The organism is Herbiconiux sp. A18JL235, assembly GCF_040939305.1.
Lineage (GTDB): Bacteria > Actinomycetota > Actinomycetes > Actinomycetales > Microbacteriaceae > Herbiconiux.
The window spans coordinates 2,570,771-2,584,353 of record NZ_CP162511.1; the positions used below are offsets into that span (position 1 = coordinate 2,570,771).

General features: G+C 73.5%; 12 protein-coding genes. 4 read left to right on the plus strand and 8 right to left on the minus strand.

Annotation, left to right across the window (positions count from 1 at the left end; all coding sequences use genetic code 11):
• Nucleotides 1–102 precede the first annotated feature (102 nt).
• Nucleotides 103–1,311 (plus strand): M4 family metallopeptidase, encoded by a 1,209-nt coding sequence (locus ABFY20_RS12010; RefSeq protein ID WP_368496482.1) that lies wholly within the window; start codon nucleotides 103–105, stop codon nucleotides 1,309–1,311.
• Nucleotides 1,292–1,648 carry a protealysin inhibitor emfourin gene (locus ABFY20_RS12015; protein ID WP_368496483.1) on the plus strand — a complete coding sequence of 119 codons (357 nt, stop codon included), beginning with the start codon at nucleotides 1,292–1,294 and terminating at the stop codon, nucleotides 1,646–1,648. Before ABFY20_RS12010 ends, ABFY20_RS12015 begins: the two co-directional genes overlap by 20 nt.
• On the opposite strand, the gene ABFY20_RS12020 is transcribed toward ABFY20_RS12015, so the two are convergent.
• On the minus strand, nucleotides 1,617–2,537 hold the full coding sequence (locus ABFY20_RS12020) for a lytic transglycosylase domain-containing protein (protein WP_368496484.1): 921 nt from the start codon (nucleotides 2,535–2,537) through the stop codon (nucleotides 1,617–1,619). The genes ABFY20_RS12015 and ABFY20_RS12020 overlap by 32 nt on opposite strands.
• A 148-nt stretch (nucleotides 2,538–2,685) precedes the next feature.
• Here ABFY20_RS12020 and ABFY20_RS12025 point away from each other — a divergent pair, with 148 nt between their 5' ends.
• Nucleotides 2,686–3,519 carry an ABC transporter ATP-binding protein gene (locus ABFY20_RS12025; protein ID WP_368496485.1) on the plus strand — a complete coding sequence of 278 codons (834 nt, stop codon included), beginning with the start codon at nucleotides 2,686–2,688 and terminating at the stop codon, nucleotides 3,517–3,519.
• A 53-nt stretch (nucleotides 3,520–3,572) separates the two neighbouring features.
• Here the strand turns inward: ABFY20_RS12025 and ABFY20_RS12030 are convergent, their stop codons facing one another.
• Nucleotides 3,573–4,385 (minus strand): oxygenase MpaB family protein, encoded by an 813-nt coding sequence (locus ABFY20_RS12030; protein WP_368496486.1) that lies wholly within the window; start codon nucleotides 4,383–4,385, stop codon nucleotides 3,573–3,575.
• A gap of 42 nt (nucleotides 4,386–4,427) precedes the next feature.
• Here ABFY20_RS12030 and ABFY20_RS12035 point away from each other — a divergent pair, with 42 nt between their 5' ends.
• Nucleotides 4,428–5,858, plus strand: a complete 1,431-nt coding sequence (locus tag ABFY20_RS12035) for an FAD-dependent monooxygenase (protein WP_368496487.1) — start codon at nucleotides 4,428–4,430, stop codon at nucleotides 5,856–5,858.
• Here the strand turns inward: ABFY20_RS12035 and ABFY20_RS12040 are convergent.
• The 6 genes from ABFY20_RS12040 to ABFY20_RS12065 all read right to left on the minus strand — a co-directional run bounded on the left by ABFY20_RS12040 (nucleotide 5,839) and on the right by ABFY20_RS12065 (nucleotide 13,512).
• Nucleotides 5,839–7,674: a cellulase family glycosylhydrolase gene (locus ABFY20_RS12040; RefSeq protein ID WP_368499777.1), complete on the minus strand. Its 1,836-nt coding sequence runs from the start codon at nucleotides 7,672–7,674 to the stop codon at nucleotides 5,839–5,841. The genes ABFY20_RS12035 and ABFY20_RS12040 overlap by 20 nt on opposite strands.
• Nucleotides 7,675–8,483: 809 nt before the next feature.
• Nucleotides 8,484–9,818, minus strand: a complete 1,335-nt coding sequence (mftD, locus tag ABFY20_RS12045; protein ID WP_368496488.1) for a pre-mycofactocin synthase MftD — start codon at nucleotides 9,816–9,818, stop codon at nucleotides 8,484–8,486.
• Nucleotides 9,819–9,909: 91 nt separating this feature from the next.
• Complete coding sequence (locus ABFY20_RS12050) at nucleotides 9,910–10,794, minus strand: VWA domain-containing protein (protein WP_368496489.1); 885 nt, start codon at nucleotides 10,792–10,794, stop codon at nucleotides 9,910–9,912.
• A 105-nt stretch (nucleotides 10,795–10,899) separates the two neighbouring features.
• Nucleotides 10,900–11,820, minus strand: coding sequence for an AAA family ATPase (locus ABFY20_RS12055; RefSeq protein WP_368496490.1), 921 nt, complete (start codon nucleotides 11,818–11,820; stop codon nucleotides 10,900–10,902).
• A gap of 2 nt (nucleotides 11,821–11,822) precedes the next feature.
• On the minus strand, nucleotides 11,823–12,665 hold the full coding sequence (locus ABFY20_RS12060) for a mycofactocin-coupled SDR family oxidoreductase (protein ID WP_368496491.1): 843 nt from the start codon (nucleotides 12,663–12,665) through the stop codon (nucleotides 11,823–11,825).
• Nucleotides 12,666–12,678: 13 nt separating this feature from the next.
• The gene (locus ABFY20_RS12065) at nucleotides 12,679–13,512 is read right to left on the minus strand and encodes a mycofactocin-coupled SDR family oxidoreductase (protein ID WP_368496492.1); all 834 of its coding nucleotides are present in this window, start codon (nucleotides 13,510–13,512) and stop codon (nucleotides 12,679–12,681) included.
• Nucleotides 13,513–13,583: the final 71 nt, after the last annotated feature.

A 13,583-nucleotide genomic window follows, 5' to 3' on the forward strand; every position in this document is an offset into this window, starting at 1 on the left:
GCATGTCACGCGACCCGGCCGCTCTCTAGCGGGAATCGGACACGACGGTGGGAGACCCTGCACCGCCTTGCGGTGTCGGGGGGTCGCCGTAGGGTCGGGGGCATGATCTCGGAGAACGATCGTCTCAGGCTCCTCCGCCCCTCGCACCGGCGCTCCGCGAACGCGCGCCGGTCGATCGTGCCGCCCTACCTGCTCGAGCGCATCGCGGGCGCCGACGCCTTCGGTCTCGAGCGAGCCGCCGCGGCGGCTCGGCGCTCGCTCACGGCAGACCCGGCGCTCAGGGCGGAGCGGTGGCGCGAGGGCGAACGCCAGGGGCTCGGCGACGCGGGAGGTGGCCGCCGCTCGCTCACGTCTCGGAGCGGATCGGGGGCCCTCGCCTCCCCCGGCTCGGCGGCGTCGCTCATCGCAGGAGAGGCGGCGGAGAGGGCCGTGCCCGATCGCACGGTCTACGACGCCGCGGGGTCGGAGACCCTCCCCGGGCGCGTGGTGCGGCGGGAGGGGGCGCCGGCCACGGGAGACCCCGCTGCCGACGAGGCCTACGACGGGCTCGGCGCCACCCACGCTCTGCTTCTCGACGCCTTCGGCCGCGACTCGATCGACGGCAAGGGCCTGCCGCTGCTCGCCTCGGTGCACTACGGGCGCGACTACGACAACGCCTTCTGGGACGGCGACCGCATGGTGTTCGGCGACGGCGACGGCGAGGTGTTCGGGCGGTTCACTGCCTCGCTCTCGGTGATCGGCCACGAGCTCGCCCACGGCGTGACGCAGTACGAGGCGGGGCTGGTGTACCAGGGGCAGGCGGGCGCGCTCAACGAGTCGTTCTCCGACGTCATCGGCGCGCTCGTCGAGCAGCACCGGCGGGGGCAGACCGCGAGCGAGGCCGACTGGCTCATCGGGGCGGGGTTGTTCACCGACGCCGTCGAGGGCAGGGCACTGCGCTCGATGCTCGAGCCCGGAACGGCGTACGACGACGACGTGCTGGGTCGCGACCCGCAGCCGGCCGACATGGCGGGCTACGTCGACACCGCCGACGACAACGGTGGGGTGCACCTCAACTCGGGAATCCCGAATCGGGCGTTCGCGCTCGCGGCGATCGAGCTCGGTGGCAGGGCGTGGGAGACCGTCGGCCCGGTCTGGTACGACACCGTGGGCGGGCCGCTGCTCAGCCCGACCGCCGACTTCGCGGAGTTCGCCGAGGCGACGATCACGACGGCGGGCGAACGCTACGGCGGCCGGTCGCGCGAGGTCTCGGCGATCGAGGGCGCATGGCGTACCGTGGGCGTGAGGAGCGATGAACCAGCAGCACGATGACGACGAGGGCGCCGGCCGGCCGACGACGCTGCGCATCACCGTGGCGCGCTCGGGCGGGGTGGGCGGGATGCGGCCGAGCTGGAGCGTGACGGCGTCGGAGGAGCCGGAGGTCGACTCGTGGCTGGCGCTCGTGGAGTCGTGCCCGTGGCCGAACCACGACGGCTCCGTCGGCCCGGGCGAGGCCGATCGCTTCGTCTACACGATCCGCGTGGTGATCGACCCCGAACAGCACCCCGTCGAGGAGCGCGACGCCACCGTTCCCGAGGGCTCCCTCGCCGGCCCCTGGGCCGAACTCGTCGACCGCGTCAAGGACGCCTCGCCCCGCCGCCCTCGCTGACGGCGCGCGCGGCGTACTCGTTCGCCTGCGCGGCCACCGCGTCGACATAGCTGTCGAGGTGGTTGTAGGCGAAGACGGCGCTGTGCCATGTCGTCGGGTCGCTGAGGTCTCCGTAGTGGCACAGGTAGCGCGCCGCGGTGAGCGCGGCGTCGTCGATCTGTTGCGGGTCGGCGACGCCGTCGCCGTCGGCATCGGCGCCCCAGCTCGCCCAGGTCTGCGGGATGAACTGGAAGGGTCCCACTGCCCTGTCGGCCTGGGGGTCGCCATCGAGAGAGCCCCCGTCGGTGTCGGCCACGGCTGCGTACTCCCCTCCGTCGAGGCTCGGACCGACGATGCCGGGCGTCGCCCGGCCGTCGGCATCGAGGAGGGAGTCGCCGTGCGTTCCATGGCCCGACTCGATCCAGCCGAGTGCGGCGAGGGTGTTCCACCCGAGGCCGCAGGAGGGCTCTTCGGCGGCGAGTCGGAGCGAAGCCGCGGCGTAGGCGGTGAGGGCACGCACCGGAATCCCCGTCGCAGCGGCGGTCGCCGCAGCCCAGTCGGCAGACACCGAGGCGACCGCCGACGAGCCGTTCGTGCCCGGGGCGCCGGGGAGCGACGGCCCTCCGCCCGCGTCCGCTCCGCTGCCCGCCGTGTCGTGCTGCACGACCGCCGGCACGCTCTCGGCAGTGATCACCCGCGTTCCGAGCATCCCCGTGGCCCCGAGGCCCAGCCACACCACGAGCGCGATCACGCCCACGGCGAGCGCACCGAGTGCGCTGCGGGCAGTGCCGCGCGCACCCCTCCGGCGCTCGTCGCCCGGGTCGACCACGTCGTGTCGGGGCCGCGGAGAGCGGGCGTCGCGGCGTCGGCCCCTCGACCGCCGGGCGGGAGGGGGCGGTCGGCTGGGCATCACCATCACGATAGCGTCGAGCACCGACCTCATGGGCGTCGTGCGCCGCGTCCTCCGCGTGGGCCCCGGGCGCCGACGCCGTGGCTCCGGGCGCCGACGCCGTGGCTCCGTGCGCCGCGTGCCGCGCGGCCCACGGCAGGATGGACTGATGAGCTCCACGACCACCCATCCCTCCGGCCCCGGCCTCCCCTCCCCCGTGCTCGAACTCGCCGAGGTGAGCTTCGTGCGGCACGGGAGGACGATCCTCGACAGCGTGTCGCTGGTGGTGCGGCCCGGGGAGCACTGGGCACTGATCGGCCCCAACGGGGCGGGCAAGAGCACGATCCTCAGCCTCTGCGGCGCGCTGCAGCACCCCACCTCGGGGCGCGTCGAGGTGCTCGGCCACCTCATCGGGCGGGTGGAGCTGCAGCGATTGCGGCGGTCGATCGGGCATGTGAACCCGCGGCATCCGATCACCTCGGCGCTGCCCATCCGCGACGTGGTGCTGACGGGCGCCACGGGCACGGTCGAGCTGCCGCCGCACCACCGGCCGAGCGACGACGAGCTCGACCGGGCCGACTCCTTCGTCGCGTTGCTCGGCCTCTCCGGCAAGGCCGGCGAGCCGTGGACGACCCTCTCGCAGGGCGAGCGCGGCCGCACCCTCATCGCCCGTGCCCTGATGACCGACCCCGAGCTGCTGCTGCTCGACGAGCCGTCGACCGGGCTCGACGTCGCCGCCCGCGAGCAACTGCTCGACACCCTCGACGTGGTGCGGACGGCGCACCCCTCGCTCGCCTCGGTGCTCGTCACCCACCACCTCGAAGAGCTGCCGCAGAGCACCACGCACGCGGCGCTGCTGGCGGAGGGGCGCATCCTTCACGCCGGCGCGGCCGACGAGGTGCTCACCACCGCGCGCGTCACCGAGTGCTTCGCCCATCCCATCGAGATCGAGCACCGGCACGGCCGGTGGAGCGCCCGCTCACTCGCGCAGGCGGAGCGCTGAGGCCCGTCGGGAGGCGAGCCGCGCCTGCTCAGGCGGGTGCCCGCCGCGCCTGCTCAGGCGGGTGCCGGCTGCTGTTCCCCCGCCCAGGCGCGCAGCCGGGCGAGGTGGTGGCGCTGTGGCGCCCGACGGATGCGCGGGGGCAGCACGCGGTACACCGGCGCCGCCGCGTCGAGGAGGCGGTCGAGGCGGCGGGCGCGCGTCTCGTCCCAGTCGAAGCCGAACTGCTCGCGCGCCGCGGTGGGCAGGAGGCCCACGGTCACGAAGCGGGCGAGGGGCATTCCGGCGCGCATCCAGAGCGGGGCGTTCTCGGCGCGCAGCAGGGCGTCGGCGACCCCGCGCACGGTCGCGTCGACCCGCAGGGAGGCGACGGTCTCGTCGACGTAGCGGCGGAACGCGGCCCGGTCGGGCGGCCAGAGGCCCTCCGGCATCTGCAGCGTCGTGCCGAGGCGTGCGTACTCGCGGTACACCCGGTCGGCCGACGCCTCGTCGAGCCGCCCGAAGGCGCGCTCGTAGAGCAGGACCGCCGTGTCGTAGATGGTCGCCGCCACCCACCGCTGCAGCTCGGGGTCTCGGGCGTCGTAGGCGGGGGCACCGGATGCTCGGCCCGGCTCGCTGCGCACCGGCGCGTGCGCGCGGTTCACGGCGTCACGCACGAGCCGGACCTCGTCGGGCGATCCGTTCGAGAGGGCGTAGATGTAGCTCAGCGTGCCGGTGAGACGCTTCATGGGGCGGGCGGCGAAGTCGCTGTGCTCCGCGACGCCGTAGCCGATGGCCGGATGCGCGATCTGCAGCAGGATGGCCCGGCCCGCGCCGGCGAGCAGAAAGCTCTCGGGGGCGACGTCGGCGAGCGAGAGGCGGGCGGGCATGCCTGCGACGGTAGCATCCGGGTCAGGTCGTAGCCTTGGAGCATGGGCCGAGCATCCGGAGACCGCGGCTGGACCAGCGAGCACCTCGTCTGGGACGTGATCGTCGTCGGCGCCGGGCCGGCGGGCTCGTCGGCGGCGCGCGCCGCGGCCTCCGCCGGGGCGTCGGTGCTGCTCGTCGACCGGGCGCGCTTCCCCCGCTACAAGACCTGCGGCGGCGGGTTGCTCGGCGAGTCGCTCGCCCTGCTGCCCGCGCGTGCCCTCGGCACCGTCGAGTCGCGGGTGCCCGACACGCTGGTGACCCATCGCTTCGCGCGGTCGTTCCGGCTGCGGCGTGCTTCGCCCTACCTGGCGATGGTGCGGCGGCAGGAGTTCGACCAGGCCCTCGTCGACGCCGCGGTGGAGGCGGGGGCGCTGTTCGTCGACGGGGTGACAGTGAAGGGGCTGGAGCATCCGGATGCGCCTGGCGGCGGCGACCGCGACGGTGACGGTGCTCGAGGGGCCGGCGGTGACCGCGACGGCGACCGTGCCCGAGGGGCCGGCCGTGCCGGTGTTCGACGGGACGGCGGTGGCGGCGCGGGCGGCGACCTCGCCCCAGGCGCCGGCGGCGGGGAGCTCGTCACCGTCACGACCTCGCAGGGGGTGGCGGTCGGGCGGGTGGTGATCGGGGCCGACGGCGCGAGCGGGCGGGTCGGGCGATACGTGGGCGTGCGCATCGGCGACACCGACCTGGGGCTCGAAGACGAGATCGCCCTCCCCCGCGACGCGCGGGACTGGCGCGACACCGTGCGCCTCGACTGGGGCGACGCCGCGGGCAGCTACGCCTGGGTGTTCCCGAAGCGGGAGTCGTTGACGGTGGGGGTGATCCAGCGCAAAGGGTCGCCCGAGCAGACGCGCGAGTACCTCGCGGCCTGGCGGCGACACCTCGGGCTCGCGGAGGCCGAGGTGCTGCACTCCTCAGGACACCTCACACAGTGGCGCCGGCCCGGCTCGCCGGTGCGCCGGGGTCGCGTGCTCGTCGCGGGCGACGCCGCCGGCCTCCTCGAACCCTGGACCCGCGAGGGCATCTCCTTCGCCCTCCGCTCCGGCGGCTGGGCGGGCGAGGCCGCCGCAAGCGCCGCGGCCGCCGCAGCCTCCGCGGGTGCCGTTGCTTCCGCGGGTGCGGCGGGTCATGCCGCACCGACGGCTGCCGCGGGCGTCGCACCGGGCGGCGCCGAGGCCGCGCTGGCGGGCTACGAGGCGCGGGTGCGAGCGGTGCTCGAGCCCGAGCAGGTGATCGGCGCCCGCCTGCTCACCCTCTTCGAACGCCGTCCGGCCCTGGTGCACCTGCTCCTCCGCACCCCGCCCGGAGCCCGCTTCTTCGTGCGCTTCTGCCGCGGCGAGACCACCCTCGCCCGCCTCGGGCGACACCGCGTCGTGCGTGCGGCACTCCGGATGCTCGCCAGGCCGACCGAGGTCAGCGGCGCGCGAGCGTGAGGCCGGGTGCGGCGGGAGGGGTCGACGACTCGACCTGCACGCCGACGGAGGCCGTCTCGCCTGGGCTCACCAATTCGGCCCAGTGGGATCCGGTGCAGGTGACGGTGCCGCTCGCGACGACGCAGCTCATGCCCCACGAGCTCACCACGGAGGTGGCGTTCGGGTCGGTCCACGAGGCGGTCCAGCCGCTCTGGCCGCCGTCGTTCTTCACCGCGAGTTCGGCGACGTAACCCGACTCCCAGATGCTCTGCAGCGTCCACGTCGCCGACAGGTCGCCCGCGGTCGCCGTCGCGCCTTCGCCCCGGCCGCCCGTCGCGCCCACGCCCCCACCGCCGCCCGCGTCTCCCGTCGCCGACGGGTCGGGGCTCGTGCCGGGCCCACCGCCGCCGGGGCCTGCCGAGGCGGGGGGGCCGGGCAGGCCGGGGGCCGCGGTGCCACCGATCTTGCCTCTCGAGCCGGGGCCGCCGATGCCCGGGGTCGCCGCCCCGCTCGCCGCGTCGTCCGACCCGCTGGCGCCGCCTGCGCCACTCGAAGCACCCCCTGGTGCCGGCGCCGGCCGCAACCACGGCTTCACCGACTCGGGTGCGGGGCCGGGCACCTCGGCAGGCGCAGGGGCAGCAGCATCCGTCTCACCCGCTGCGCCGCCGGCCACCCCGCCCGCCGCCGGCGCGTGCACCGCAACGGGCGACCCCGGCCCGAGCAGCGGGCCGAGGGCGGCCACCTTCTCGGCCTGCGGGGTCACCCAGTCGTCCTGCACGAGCCCGCCGGTATCGCCCGAGTTCGGGTTGAACGACCAGTACGAGAAGCTCATGCCGTTCGCGGCGAGGTAGCCGACGATGGTCTCGAACCAGGCCCGGTCGGCGTCGGTCTCGAGCTTCGAGCCGAACTCGCCGAGGAGAACGGGGGCGGTGCCCGATGTGGCGAGGTACCCCCAGTTCGCGTCCCAGACACCCGGCAGGTTGGCCGGGTAGTCGGCAGCGGTGAACCAGCTCTGGGCGTAGATCGATCCGGGATAGTCGTGCGGTGAGTACACCACGCGTCCGGGCACAGAGAGCTCGACGGGCGCGTCGCCCGCATCGGCGAGGCCGCCGCCCCACCAGGTGAAGTCGCCGTTTCCCTGCCGTTCCACGCCCTCCACCACGATCAGCAGCCGCGGGTTGACCGCCAGCACCGCGTCACCGGCCCTCGTCGCGGCGGCGCGCCAGTCGACGGCCGGGTCGCCACAGCCCCAGCAGGCAGCACCGTGCGGCTCGTTGTGGAGGTCGACGCCGATCACGGCGGGCTCGTCGCGATAGCGCTTGGCGAGCGCCGTCCAGTCGGCGATCCAGGTCGCCTCGCTGAAGCGATCGGTGTACCACAGCTCCGACTGCGCCCCCGAGTCGGGCCGATGCCGGTCGAGCAGCACCGTCAGCCCGTACGACTTCGCCGTGGCGACGACGGCGTCCATGAGCTCCAGCGGCGTGAGATCGACGAGGCCGGGGTTCGCCGAGGCGTTGATCGAGGTCGTCGCGGTCTGGGCGAGGCACTCGTTCGAGAACGGCAGACGGATGCTCGTGAACCCCATCGACGCGATCTGCGCCATCCCCGCATCCAGACTGATCGACCACAGCCCGTGCGGCGCGCAGTTGCTCGTCTCCATGCCGAACCAGGCCACGGCCTTGATCACGTACGGCTCGCCCGATTCGGTGACGATCGTCGACCCTTCGGTGTGCAGCCAGCCCGGGATCTCGCGCGGCGCCTGTGTCGCGGCCGGGTCGGGGGCGCCGGTTGCGGGGGCGGCGGTCGAGGGCGCAGGTGCGGGCTCCGAGGGGTTCATCGTGCCTCCTGGATCGCTCGCGCCCGAGGTGCCCGGCACCGCCGGCGCCAGCGTCTGGTCGGCAGCCACCCCGGAATGCTTCGGCCGAGGCGTCACGTCGACGACCCCCTCACCCACCGAACCATCGAGGCCCGCCGCATCCGTCACGCCCCCCTCGATGCCCACGGATCCGCCCGCCGCCGGACTCGCCGAGGGAAACGCATCCGTCGCCACACCCGCCCCGCCGCCCGCCGCCGGGCTCGCCGAAGGAAGCGCATCCGTCGCCACACCCGCCCCGCCGCCCGCCGCCGGACTCGCCGAGGGAAACGCATCCGTCGCCACACCCGCCCCGCCGCCCGCCGCCGGACTCGCCGAGTTAGGCGCATCCGCCGGGCCCCAGGCCGCGGTGGTGGCCGCCGCCCGGTTGGCGGAGAGCACGGCCGAGGTCACCGACACCGCCGTGGCGGTGCCCACCACGGCGAGCACGAGCACAAGGCCAGCCGCGATGCCGCGCCGGCGCTCGCGCGCCCCGCGTTCCCCCGGCGTCACCACGACCCGCACCCCCGCTCCCGCGCGGGCGCTCCGCCCGCACCCCCATCTTCCCCCGGTTCGCCCGTCCCCCGCTCCCTCCTGCGGCTTCTCCCGCACAAAGTCCGTGAAGACCGAGGTCTTCACGGACTTTTTCGGGGAGAAGTGGGGGGGGCGGGGCGGGTTCAGGTGACCGGGCGGAACGCGCCCACACCCAGACCTGTCTCCGCGTTGTCCCGCACAAAGTCCGGGAAGACCGAGGTCTTCACGGACTTTGTCGGGGAAAAGTGCGTGAGTGGGGGCTAGGGCTGGTCGGCCTCGGCCTTCGCGAGGGGCTTGGCCGCGCGGGAGGGGGTGCGGGAGGTCTTCTGCGGGGCGCGGGCCGGAGGCTCGGTGCCCGCACCCGTCTCCCCGCCGGCCGAGGTGACCGCGCCGGCACCGGCCGCTCCCCCGTCGCCCTCAGAGCCGCCGCCGAGGGTGCGCTCGAACCCGGCCGGGATGCTGAGGTCGTCTCGCCCGAGCTCGTGCACCGAGGAGTGCCCGGTGCCGAGCACCGCCGAGTCGAGCCCCCCGCGCAGGATGTCGAGCACGTTCTCCACCCCCGCCTGCCCGTTCGCGGCGAGACCCCACAGGTAGGCCCGGCCGATCATCACGGCCCGGGCCCCGAGCGCCACGGCCTTCGCCACGTCGCCGCCGCGCCGCACGCCTCCGTCGAGAACGACCTCGATCTGGTCGCCGACCGCCGCGACGACCGAGGGCAGCACCCGGATGGTCGCCGGCGTCGTGTCGAGGTTGTTGCCGCCGTGGTTCGACACCGAGATGGCAGTGACCCCCGCATCCACAGCCCGGCGGGCGTCGTCGACCCGGGTCACGCCCTTCAGCATGAACGGCCCGCCCCACTGCTCGCGCATCCACACCACGTCGTCCCACGACGGGGGCGGGGTCTGCATCCACTCGTAGTAGGCGCCGAAGAACGTCGGCGCCGAGCCCCCGGGCGGCTGCAGATTGGGTGCGGTGAGGTCGGGCAGCTTGCGGGTCTTCGCGAAACGCAGCAGCCAGGCCGGATGCGGCAGCACGTTGGGTGCGAACTTCACCATGGTCTTCAGGTCGAGCTTCTCCGGGATCGACGGGGAACCCCAGTCGCGCCCGTTCGAGAACGACCAGTCGAGAGTCGCGATGAGCCCCTTCGCGCCCGCCGCGCGCGCCCGCTCCATGCGCTGGATCATGGCGTCGCGCGTTCCCGTCCAGTACATCTGGTACAGCGTGTTCGGGTTGGCGGCGGTCACCTCCTCCACCGGCTTCGAGGCGAACGACGACAGCCCCATCGAGATGCCGCGGTTCGCGGCCGCCCGGGCCACGGCCACCTCGCCGTCGGGGTGCACCGCCTGCACGCCGGTCGGCGAGATCATCACCGGGAACGACAGGTCGAGCCCCATCACCGAGGTGGCGAGGTCGCGGGTGGCCTTGTGCCCGGCGACGTGCGGCGCGAAGCCGAGCTCGCTGAAGGCGCCGATGTTGTCGTCGATCGTCGTGCCCCGCTCGGAGCCGGCGACGAGCGCCCCGTACACCGAGGAGGGAAGCTGCTTCTTGGCCCGGCGCTGCGCCTCGGCCACGGTCTCGAACCATGCGTTCGCCATCGAACTCCCACTCTCCCCTCACCCTCTGCGGTGAGGATCACATCCATCATAATGACACCGGGTGCCAGAACATACCGTCCGGGCGCCCAAATCACTCCCGGAACACGGCACCGAGTGCCGGGGCGACGTCGTGGAAGCCCCGGATGGCCCTGAACGTACCCCTCCCGAACCGCGCCAGCTCGCGCCCGAGCTCGACGTCCTTCTCGCCGCTGGTGTCGAGCAGCACGTCGAGCCTCGGCAGCCGCGCGGCGAACGGCCTCGGATCGGGCCCCGCGTTGTGCACGCAGTCCGACAGCAGGATGACCCGCGCGTTGCGCTCCGGCACCCCGGCGAGCTGCTCGGCGGCGATCTTCAGCGGGAAGGCGACGTTGGTGAGCCCCCGGGCCGGCAGCCGCAGCATCTCGTCGAGGAGCTCCATGGGCCGCACCGGGTCGCCGAGCCGGTGCAGCACCGCGGCATCCGACCAGAACGCCACCACGGCGAGCGCGTCGTGCGCGAGCTCGGCGGCCAGCGCCCCGACCGTCGCCGCGGCCGTGCGCACCCGCTCGCCCTTCATCGAGCCCGAGACGTCGACCGCGAGCACGACCGAGCGGCGTGCTCGCACGCGCTCGCGCACGATCACGTCCTCCTCCTCCGGCAGAGGCTTCTCGGCGAGCATCTGCAGCGTGAGGTCGAGATCGATCTCGTCGCTGCCGCCGCGGTAGGGCACGCTCTTCAGCTGCCCCCATCCGCGGTCGCGGGCTCCGTCGGCGCGCGGCTTCGGCACCGACAGCCGCGAGGCGATCTGCGCCGCCCGCTCGCGTACGAGCGCATCGACGGGCGCGGCGTCGAGTTCCTCGGCGAGGAGGAGCACGCCCTCGTCGTCGGTGAAACCCTCGCCCGAGCCCGAGGGCCGCGGCTTCGCAGCACTCCCCCGCCCCGGCCCGGGCTGCGCACGGAGCACCAGCCCCGAGCCGCTGCCCGAGACCGAGTACACGGTGGGGTCTTCGTCGAGCTGCTTCGGCCGCCGGCGCAGCGGCTTGGCCCCGCGCGGTGCGTCGTCGCGGCGCCGGGAGACGGGGGTGTCGGCCTCGACCGCTCTTCACCCCGGCTCGGCCCTCGCCGGCTCCAGCACGAAGTGGTCTTCCCAGATCTCGCGCAGCACCCGTTCCGGAGTCGTCTCCACCGCCTCGTCGACGTGGATGCGCCCCGACAGCGACACCAGCATCGCGTCGAAGAAGGTGGCCCGGTAGGCCTCCTCGTCGTCGACGTCCTGCCCCCGCAGCCCGAGCAGCTCGTGGGTCACCAGGGTGCAGTCGATGGCACCCCGCACGCTCGACCCCTGACGCACATCCGGATGCTCGCGCGTCGCCCGCGTGACCGCGACCGCGTCGGGGATGATGCGGGCGGCGGCAGCGGCACCCGAGCCCGAGCCGAGCCCGGTGCGGAGGGCGACGATGCCGCGCTCGGCCTCGGCGTCCTGATAGCCGACGACGATGCGGTTGAGCCGGTCGCTCACGCTCGTGGACAGCCGTGTCGTGCCCACGTTGTCGAACGGGTTCATCGAGGCGATCACCCGGAAGGTGGGCAGCGCCTCCACGCGCCCCACCCTCGGCACCTCGATCGACCGGTCGGCCATCGCGGTGAGGAGGGTGTTCAGCGTGTCTTCCGGGGCACGGTTGAACTCCTCGATGTAGAGGAAGCCGCCTCGCCGCATCGCTTCGACGAGGGGCCCGGGCACGAAGTTGTCGGCGCTGTAGTCCTCCCGCAGCACCCGGGCCGGGTTGTGGTGGCCGACGAGCTTGCCGGAGGTGAGGTCGGCGTTGCCCTCCACGAACACCAGCGGAATGCCCCACTCCTCGGTGATGGCTTTCAGCATCGTGGTCTTCGAGGTGCCGGGCGGGCCCTCGAGCACCAGGTCGCGACCCGCCGAGACGGCCGCGAGGGCGAGCTCGAGCTCGCGCTCACGGCCGACCAGGTGGGCGGCAACCCGCCGACGGGTGGCCTCCAGCGATTCACCCATCCTCACTTCACCGTGTATCCGGCGTCGATCTTGAGCTCGGTTCCCGTGACGTACCGCGCCTCGTCGGAGGCGAGGTAGAGCACCGCGTTCGAGATGTCGATCGGCTCCACCCACGGCACGGGCAGGGCGTTCGTGGTGGCGAACACCTCGGCCGCCTCCTCGCGGGTGGGGTGCTCGACGTGCGGCAGGAACAGCCTGAACGTCGCCTCATTGAGGATCATGTCGGTCGCGACCCCGGTGGGGTGCACGGTGTTCACCCGGATGCGGTGCGGAGCGAGCTCGAGCGCCAGCGTGCGCATGATGCCCACCACCGCATGCTTCGACGCCGTGTAGGCGACCACGTTCGGCGTGCCCTTGAGACCGGCCGTCGACGACGTGAGCACGATCGATCCACCGGTGCCCTGCTCGATCAGGTGCGGGATGACGGCTTTCGCCGTGTGCCACACGCCCTTCGCGTTGATGTCGTTCACCATGTCCCACTCGGCGTCCTCGACCAGCTGCGACTGCTCGCCGAACGCGAAGACACCCGCGTTCGCCGAGACGATGTCGACGTGGCCGAGCTGCGCGACCCCCTCGTCGACCGCCGCCTTCAGCGCGTCGAAGTCGCGCACATCCGCTTTGGTGGCCACGATGCGCCGGTCGAGCGCCTCGATCTGGCGCACGGTCTCGGCGAGGTCGTCCTCCGTGGCGCCGGCGTAGTACTTCTCCATGCCGGGGATCGACTCCGCGATGTCGACGGCGATGATGTCGGCACCCTCCTCGGCGAGCCGCAGCGCGTGGCTGCGACCCTGCCCGCGCGCCGCGCCCGTGATGAACGCGACCTTGCCCTCTACTCGTCCTGCCATGGTCCCGCTCCTCTCACTTGATCGCCGCACCGGCGTCGACGGGCAGCATGACCCCCGTGACGTAGCGCGACTCGTCGGAGGCCAGCCAGAGCACGGCGTTCGAGATGTCGACCGGGTCGACCCACGGGATGGGAATGGCGTTCATCGCGATGGCGCTGTCGGCGAAGTCCTTCTGCGTGGGGTTCTCGAGGTCGGGCCGGAACAGCTTGTAGGTGCCCTCGTTCTGCACCATCGGGGTGTCGACGGTGGTGGGGTGGATGCTGTTCACCCTGATGAAGTCGGGTGCCAGTTCGAGCGCCAGGGTGCGCATCAGCCCGACGACACCGTGCTTCGCCGAGACGTAGTGGGCGATGTTCGGGTAGGCGAAGATGCCGGCGTCGGAGCTGGTGAGGATGATCGACCCGCCGTTGCCTCCGGCCTTCAGGTGCGGGATTGCCGCCTTGGCCGTGCGCCACACGCCGTTGAGGTTGATGTCGACCATGTCGGCCCATTCCTCGTCGGGAATGTCTTCGGCGCGGTTCGGCGACCCGGCGATGCCGGCGTTGGCCGAGACGATGTCGAGCCGCCCGAGCTGGGCGACGCCGTCGTCGAGCACCGACTTCAGCTGGTCGAAGTCGCGCACGTCGGCCTTCGCGGCGACGATGCGGCGGTCGAGTGCCTCGACCTGGCGCACGGTCTCGGCGAGGTCCTCCTCGGTGGCCGGCGGTGCGTTGTTCGCCGCCACCGGAGCGCAGATGTCGACGGCGATGATGTCGGCGCCCTCCTGGGCGAGCCGCAGCGCGTGGCTGCGCCCCTGCCCCCGCGCCGCGCCGGTGATGAATGCGACCTTGCCCTCTACACGCCCCATCGCGTGCTCCCTTCGTCATGGCCCCGGCGGGGCCGGTTGATGCGGCCCCGGCGGGGCCGGTGAACGTTCGG

Excerpts from the sequence above, each read along its gene's own strand:
- ABFY20_RS12010 (WP_368496482.1), top strand. The coding sequence starts at position 103 with ATGATCTCGGAGAACGATCGTCTCAGGCTCCTCCGCCCCTCGCACCGG.
- ABFY20_RS12015 (WP_368496483.1), top strand. The coding sequence starts at position 1,292 with ATGAACCAGCAGCACGATGACGACGAGGGCGCCGGCCGGCCGACGACG.
- ABFY20_RS12020 (WP_368496484.1), bottom strand. The coding sequence starts at position 2,537 with ATGCCCAGCCGACCGCCCCCTCCCGCCCGGCGGTCGAGGGGCCGACGC.
- ABFY20_RS12025 (WP_368496485.1), top strand. The coding sequence starts at position 2,686 with ATGAGCTCCACGACCACCCATCCCTCCGGCCCCGGCCTCCCCTCCCCC.
- ABFY20_RS12030 (WP_368496486.1), bottom strand. The coding sequence starts at position 4,385 with ATGCCCGCCCGCCTCTCGCTCGCCGACGTCGCCCCCGAGAGCTTTCTG.
- ABFY20_RS12035 (WP_368496487.1), top strand. The coding sequence starts at position 4,428 with ATGGGCCGAGCATCCGGAGACCGCGGCTGGACCAGCGAGCACCTCGTC.
- ABFY20_RS12040 (WP_368499777.1), bottom strand. The coding sequence starts at position 7,674 with ATGAACCCCTCGGAGCCCGCACCTGCGCCCTCGACCGCCGCCCCCGCA.
- mftD (WP_368496488.1), bottom strand. The coding sequence starts at position 9,818 with ATGGCGAACGCATGGTTCGAGACCGTGGCCGAGGCGCAGCGCCGGGCC.
- ABFY20_RS12055 (WP_368496490.1), bottom strand. The coding sequence starts at position 11,820 with ATGGGTGAATCGCTGGAGGCCACCCGTCGGCGGGTTGCCGCCCACCTG.
- ABFY20_RS12060 (WP_368496491.1), bottom strand. The coding sequence starts at position 12,665 with ATGGCAGGACGAGTAGAGGGCAAGGTCGCGTTCATCACGGGCGCGGCG.
- ABFY20_RS12065 (WP_368496492.1), bottom strand. The coding sequence starts at position 13,512 with ATGGGGCGTGTAGAGGGCAAGGTCGCATTCATCACCGGCGCGGCGCGG.